Raw genomic sequence first — 7,020 nt, forward strand, 5'->3', positions numbered from 1 at the left:
CCGCCCACAAGCGCGTTCAAACACAAGGCAACCGGCACGAACGGCGTACTCCACGTGATCACCGTCCTGCTTGCGTAGGCGAGCGCTATCGAGGCCAAAAATACCAGCGAGGCCGCAATTGCCAGTACGAGAAGAATGTTCAGCACCCTTGGCTTGGCGTGCTCTGCGTGCTGATAGAGCCAATGCGACCCTGACGCGCCAAGGAAGAGCACGGCTGCGCATACCTCGTTCGAAAGCGGGCTCTGCCCCACGCGCGTGAACACGTACAGCGCATTGTCGGGATTGCCCAGATGGGTCGCCGAGGCCACCAAACCCACCAAGGACACCAAAAAGGGCATGAGAAGAGCTTTGCTCACCCGCAGACGCTCGTCGCCTTTGGCTCGGAGGGCAACAAACGCCATCAGGCCATACGCGAGGGCACCCGACGGAGCTAAGGTGGTGAACAGCACCAGCGTTATCTCGTTGAAAGCTGTCTCGAACCCCATCATCGCACCCCCCTTCCCCCGCAGCAGCAAGGCCCTCTACCCAACTGCGTGAATCCATGATCAATAACTTAATTCAAAAGACTGCATTAAACCAAGGCGACACACCAGGTCGTAAAACTTTTCTCGGCAACAAATCAACCTTTAGTCTAAGAGAGCCATTCAATATAGCCAGCAAACCCACTAACCCCGCCGACCAAGCAGAACAATTCTTTGCCTACCGATAGAATCGCGGGCAGATTACCTCAAGGCTCCGCTTCTGACGTATGCCTTCGAGCGTAGTTTTCGTCAAGCGCGCCAGCCCTTCATAGAAAGGATGATCGGCAGCATCGGCCAATTCGTCGAGAAAATGCGGTGCCCACGTAAGCAGGTGAAAGCGCAGATACTCGTCCAGGTCATGTGGCTGATTGCAGGCTAGAAACGCCATGAGCGCCAGCATCAGCCCGATATGATCCTCCGGCGTACGCTCGTCGCTTCGACGCTCGACCCCCCGAGCGCGCATCCAAGAGCGCAGCTCCAAGGTAGATGCACCGAATACGACACATTCCCGATCGGTGTACACCGATCCCCAAGGCGGGGCAGGCTTGGGTGCCGGGCCCACGAACAGCCGACGATATTCCCACATCAAGGCATCATCGGCCTTGAAGCATTCTTCCAAGGCGCAGCTTGGGGCCAATCCGTCCACCATAAGGGAAAGCGCCCGGCCTACTTCTCCCTTGTCGGCGAAGGGCCATTCGAGGACAGCCGCCTCGACATCAAGCATCGCCATCGCCGCAAAGGAGCCTTCCGCCTCCCCCGTACGAGGATCTTGCAGGAAGAACGGTGCGAGCGTGGTTCCCACGAAGGCGACAGCTTCGAGCGCCTCGTTCTCTTCGATTGCTTCATCCATGATGATCCCCTTTATACGATCTCGCGTTTATTGCGAACGAAGCCTTGCGCGAGCACGGTTTCTTTGTCTTTTTCCATGCAGATCGGAAGCGTTATCGTCAGGTTCGGAGCCGTCTGGCCGGAATCAGGCAGCGGAGGCAGATCGGCCAGAGCCCCGTAACGTTTCCGCATATCTACCATAAGCCCAAAGTCTAGGGCACGCAGGGGGCAGGCTTCTACGCATATCGGTGCAAGGCCCTGGTCAACCCGATCAGAACAGCCGTCGCACTTCACGCTGTGGCCGACAGAGCGGTCCACTCTTGGCGCATGGTACGGGCACGACAGCGCGCAGTAGCCGCAGCCGATGCAGCGATGGTCGTCGACGCACACCAAGCCCCGCTCGTTTTTATGCATGGCGCCGGTAGGACATACTTCCATACAGGCGGGGCTGGAGCAGTGGTTGCACGCCGAGGATACGTAGAAGGCGAAGCAATCCTGCCTCCATAGGCCGTCCTGGTCCTGCACCCACTCCCCACCTGCGAATTCATATACTTGGCGAAACGATACCGAGGGATCAAGGTCATGGTAGTCTTTGCACGAGAGCATGCACGTCTTGCACCCCGTGCAGCGCTTCGTATCAAAATGAAAACCGTGCTGCTCCACCTTGCTCCTTCATTGCCCCGACCTATCAGCACCACGCAGTCTAGCGCATCAGCGCGGATGCCGCACGCTTCGGGCAGCATCCGCGCTTCAGTCGAACCAAGTTTTACGCGATCTCGCGCTCGTTGAGCACCGATCCCGACGTGTCGTCGAACGGCTTCGCGCCCGCCGGTTCGGTGATAACTAGGTTCGGGCTGGTTTCGGAAGAGTCGGGCAAGGGCGCCACAGCCGCGACGTCGCCGTACTTTGCACGCAGATCAGCAATCTCGCCACAATCCAAGGCACGCAGGGGGCAGGACTCAACGCAGATGGGCTGCTTTCCCTCTGCAATGCGATCGGCGCACAGGTCGCATTTCACGCTCTTCTTCTTTTCTTCATCTACTTTGGGAGCACCGTAGGGGCAGGTGATAACGCAGGTACCGCACCCGATGCACTTCTCCGGATCGGATGTCACGATACCGGTCTTGGAATCTTTCGAGATGGCGCCCTGCGGGCACTTTGCCATGCACAGCGGGCTGTCGCAGTGGTTGCAGGCAACGGATACGTAGTAGGTGAACACATCGTTGTTCCAGAGCCCATCGGCCTGGCTCCACGACCCTCCGCCGTACTCGCACACTTTGCGGAACGCCATGTCGGCGGACAGGTCTTTGTTGTCCTTGCATGCCAGCACGCACGTCTTGCACCCCGTGCAGCGCTGGCCGTTGAAATGAAAACCGTACTGAGTCATGAGTCGGACTCCTTTTCGATCGAGGGTAACGGGGCTTCTCGCACGGCCAGGCTCTAAGCCTTCTTGACCTCAACGAGATTGGTGTGTTGCGGATTGGCTTTCGCCAAAGGCGTCGGACGCAGCGAAGTCAGCGTGTTGATGCAGCCGCCCTTGTCCACCTTGTCGCCCGCCATATCCGCATCGTGCCAAGCGCCCTGTCCCATCGAGACCACGCCCGGCATGATGCGCGGCGTCACCTTTGCCACGATCTCGACGATACCGCGATCGTTGAACACCTGCACGGTACTTCCGTCTTTAATGCCACGCACTTCTGCGTCGACGGGGCTGATCCACAGCTCTTGCGGGTTCGCCTGTTTGAGCACGTCGATGCAGCCATAGGACGAATGGGCGCGGGCCTTGTAGTGGTAGCCCGGCATCTGCAACGGGTACTGCGCATGCAGCGGGTCATCCCAGCCTTCGGCACCGGGGGCGTACACCGGCAGCGGGTCGATGATGTCACCCGCGGCCAATTCCCAGGTTGCCGCGATCTCAGCCAACTGCTCGGAGTATATCTCGATCTTGCCCGAGGGGGTCTTAAGCGGGTTCGCAACCGGATCGGTACGGAAGTCCTTGAGAGCCACCTGGTGTCCGTCGGGATCTTTTCGGCGATAGACGCCCATCTCCTTCATCTCGTCGAACAACGGCAGGTCGGAGTCCTCCTTGCAAGCCTCCTCATAGCAGAACTTGAGCCAGCCTTCTTCGTCGCGCCCTTCGGTAAATTCTTCTTCCTTGCCCATGCGCTTGGCAATCTCGCGCAGGTCGGCGTACAGCGTGCGACGCTCGAACTTGGGCGACGTAACCGCCTCGCCCATAATGATGAAGCCCATGTTGCCGGCGTAGTCGTTCGACACGAAGTTCGGCTGCTCCACGGGCATGAGGTCGGGCAGCAGCACATCGGCATACTTGGCGGAATCGGTCATGAACGTTTCCCATACCACGATGAACTCGCACTTGCTGTCGTCTTGCAGTATCGCGTGAGTACGGTTGATGTCGCTGTGCTGGTTCGTGATGGTGTTGCCGGCAAAGTTGAAGATCATCTTGATGGGAACCTCAAGCTTGTCCTTGCCGCGCACGCCATGAGCCAGTTTTGTCATCTCGGTACCGTGATCGATAGCGTCGGTCCAGGTGAAGGTGGCGATCTTCGTTCCGACCGGATTGTCGCCCGTCGGAACCTCGAACGCCGAGAAATAGAAGCCGTCCAAGTCGGAGCCCGTGTTTCCCCCGTTGATGCCCACGTTACCCGTCAGCACCGGCAGCATACAGATGGCACGCGCCGTCTGCTCGCCATTCGACTGGCGCTGCGGCCCTTTACCCTGGTAGATTGCACACGGCTTCGCCGTGCCTATTTCGTGTGCCAGCTGCACGATCGTGTCGGCAGCAATGCCCGTGATAGCCTGAGCCCAAGCGGGTGTCTTCTCGATGCCGTCCGCGCCTTGTCCCCCGATGTAGGCCTTGTACGATTTGCCCTGGCCCTTTGCAGACTCCGGCATCGTATCCTCGTCGTAGCCGATGCAATACGTGGCCAAGAATTCATGGTCGACGAGGTCCTCTTCGATAAGCACGTGTGCGATTGCATCGACCAGCGCCGCATCGGTGCCGGGACGGATGGGAATCCACTGATCGGCACGCGAGGCCACCGTATCGCTGTAGCGCGGGTCAATCACGATAACCTTCGCCCCGCCCTGCTCGAGCGCCTGCTCCAGGTGGTAGGTAGGACCGGCGCCGCCGGCCTTGGTCTCGACGGAGTTCTCGCCGAACATCACCACGAGCTTCGCATTCACGATGTCCGAGTTCGAATTGGCCGTGCGCTTGCCGTACAGGTACGGCAGCGCGGCAGAAATCTGGGCAGAGCTGTAGCTGCCGTAGCGACCTAGGCATCCGCCGCTCAAATTGATGAAGCGGGAAAGGAACGACCCGATGTTGCTGGCATTCACGCCCGAAGCGTAGTGGTTCCAAATGGCCTCGGGACCGTACTGGTCCAGGATGCGCTGATAGTTTTCAGCGATGAGATCATAAGCCTCGTCCCAGGAAATCTGCTCAAACTTGCCTTCCCCGCGCTTTCCAACCCGCTTCATGGGGTAGCTCAAACGGTCGGGGTGGTTGATCCAGCGGCGGATTGAGCGCCCGCGCAGGCAAGCGCGAATCTGGTGATCGCCATACTCGTCGTTGCCCGTGTTGTCGCTTTCTACCCACGTGACCTCGTCGTCCGATACATGCAGCCGAAGCGCGCAGCGACCTTCGCAGTTGACAGAGCAATGCCCCCAGGCCACCTTCTCTTCGACAGCCTTGCCTTTGTCCACCTCTCCTGTCGCCTGAGGCGCGCAGCCGAACAAGGCACCGCTCCCCAACGTTGCAGCGCCCAAGCCCGCGAGCGCCGACCCCTTCACGAACGTACGGCGAGAAACAGCATGTTCCTTCGTTTCCGTCATGTTCCCTCCTTGCTTATCCTGTCCGCCTTCGAACCACTGCCGACACCTGCGAGATGTCGGGTAAACAGGGCGCATTGTAGGCTGATGAACGGAAGAGCGTGTTACATAAAACATGTACATTTTTCATTTTAGCTGGTCAAAACCTTATCATCTTGAAAGACTGCCAGAAATTCCAGCATACGCCCCAGCCCTCGCACCACTATACTGGTTCTTGTTGAATCCGAAAAACAATACCGCGAGCGCCGACCAAAGGGGAGGGTCCGTGAACGCAGCGACCATACTGCGCGCATTCAAGCCGAACACCACCTTGTTCGGCTATGCGTCGTTCCTTGCCGTGAACGCGACCGGCGCTTGGGGTGGCTTCTTCCCTTTTCTGCCGATGAAGCTCCAGGAGCCGCCGATACTGCTTTGGTTCTTCCTCGTCCAGTCGCTCGTTTTCGCCGGGTGCTTTTTTCTGAGCGTCGCGGGAGCCTACCGATTTCCCGGCCCAACACGGCTGTTCATCGTGCGGCTTTCGGCCATTCCGTACCTGCTCGGCTGGTTTTGCCTCATTGGCTCTATGTACTTCGACCAGTGGGTACTACCGCTCGTTATCGCCGGAGGCGGGTTTATCGGCATCGGGTCGGCAGGGTTCTATATGCTGTGGCAGCGCCTGTTCGCAAGCCTTGACTCTGATGCCGGCAATCACAACCTTATTCTGGGAACCGCCTACGCATCGCTGCTTTACTTCGCCCTACATCTTGTTCCGCATGCGATTACGGTGTATCTGATCCCCTTGGTAATCACGCCCTTCTTCGCCTTAGCGATATCCCTGAAAAGTCGCGAGATCGACTTCAATCAGCCCATGTTCGAGGATATACCCAAAAAGAACAAGGGTGTCTACCGACGGGCGATATCCAACCTGGCAAGACCAGCCCTGTGCGTCGGATCGCTGGGATTGTGCGCAGGGCTCATCCGAGCGTTGGCCATCGATGATCCCTCGATAGGGGCGCTCGTGAACGTGCTTTCCATGGGTGCCTCGCTGGTCACCGCCGTCGTCTTTCTGGTGCTGTGGCAATTCAAAAGCGTGCGGCTCAATGTCGTGTCGCTGTTTCGCGTCGTGTTTCCGGTAATCATCACCGGCTTCGTCTTACTGCCGTTCCTTGGAAACGCCTACGCCCAATGGCTGGCGGCAATCTTGTACGCGGCGTACAGCGTTGCCATTATGCTCATGATGATCCAATGCGCCCAGTCGTCGCGCGACCACGGAACGAACCCCGTGTTCGTCTACGGTTTCTTCGGCGGCATCGTCTACATTCTCCATGATGCAGGATTTATCGGCGGAACGATTGCCGGCCAAGTAGCCGTTCCAGGTCTCACTTCATACGCTATCGTCGCGATTGGCGCAGGGTACATCCTCGGCTTCATGTACTTTTTCGGACAAGGAGGGTTCCAGAATGCCGTGCGCAACAGCGCACCTCTCGTGCCTGATGTCGAGCTCGTGTCGCTTGCCCCGGCAGGCAGCGCCATACCAGGAGGAACAAGCGACGCGACCCGCGTGAAATCCGGCCCGAGGAACGAATCCGCACGCATGCTGCACCCAGCCCAAAGCACCAAGGCCAATGAAGAGCCCTTCTATCACGACCGCGTTTCAAAGCAGGTTGCCGCCATCCGCCAAGAATATCGCCTGAGCGCTCGAGAAGCCGAAGTCATGGAGCATATCGTGCGCGGCAAGACCGTCGTGCGCATCGCCGAAGAACTGGTTATCTCTGAGAATACGGTGCGCATGCACTCGAAGCGCATCTATGCCAAATTGAACGTGCACAAAAAACAGGAG

At 58.5% G+C, this 7,020-nt stretch carries 6 protein-coding genes; 1 reads left to right on the plus strand and 5 read right to left on the minus strand.

Annotation, left to right across the window (positions count from 1 at the left end):
* The 5 genes from RR842_RS10525 to RR842_RS10545 all read right to left on the minus strand — a co-directional run.
* A partial coding sequence (locus RR842_RS10525; protein ID WP_332729707.1) for a DmsC/YnfH family molybdoenzyme membrane anchor subunit occupies positions 1–488 on the minus strand: 488 nt, incomplete at its 3' end.
* Positions 489–699: 211 nt separating this feature from the next.
* The gene (gene dmsD / locus RR842_RS10530; protein WP_332514225.1) at positions 700–1,371 is read right to left on the minus strand and encodes a Tat proofreading chaperone DmsD; all 672 of its coding nucleotides are present in this window, start codon (positions 1,369–1,371) and stop codon (positions 700–702) included.
* A gap of 11 nt (positions 1,372–1,382) precedes the next feature.
* Entirely contained in the window at positions 1,383–2,012 is a 630-nt protein-coding gene (locus RR842_RS10535) for a DMSO/selenate family reductase complex B subunit (RefSeq protein ID WP_332729709.1), read from the minus strand.
* Between the two features lie 103 nt (positions 2,013–2,115).
* On the minus strand, positions 2,116–2,736 hold the full coding sequence (locus RR842_RS10540; protein WP_332565813.1) for a DMSO/selenate family reductase complex B subunit: 621 nt from the start codon (positions 2,734–2,736) through the stop codon (positions 2,116–2,118).
* Between the two features lie 53 nt (positions 2,737–2,789).
* Entirely contained in the window at positions 2,790–5,204 is a 2,415-nt protein-coding gene (locus RR842_RS10545; protein ID WP_332724988.1) for a DMSO/selenate family reductase complex A subunit, read from the minus strand.
* 262 nt (positions 5,205–5,466) lie between these two features.
* Between RR842_RS10545 and RR842_RS10550 the strand changes: the two genes are divergently transcribed.
* Positions 5,467–7,020, plus strand: a 1,554-nt coding sequence (locus tag RR842_RS10550; protein WP_332729710.1) for a LuxR C-terminal-related transcriptional regulator, incomplete at its 3' end; no start/stop codon positions are given.

Origin of the sequence: Gordonibacter sp., assembly GCF_036667095.1 — a bacterium.
GTDB lineage: Bacteria > Actinomycetota > Coriobacteriia > Coriobacteriales > Eggerthellaceae > Gordonibacter.

What these genes read in the sequence shown, in the direction of transcription:
- RR842_RS10540 (WP_332565813.1), bottom strand. Translation starts at nt 2,736, where the DNA reads ATGACTCAGTACGGTTTTCATTTCAACGGCCAGCGCTGCACGGGGTGC.
- RR842_RS10545 (WP_332724988.1), bottom strand. Translation starts at nt 5,204, where the DNA reads ATGACGGAAACGAAGGAACATGCTGTTTCTCGCCGTACGTTCGTGAAG.
- dmsD (WP_332514225.1), bottom strand. Translation starts at nt 1,371, where the DNA reads ATGGATGAAGCAATCGAAGAGAACGAGGCGCTCGAAGCTGTCGCCTTC.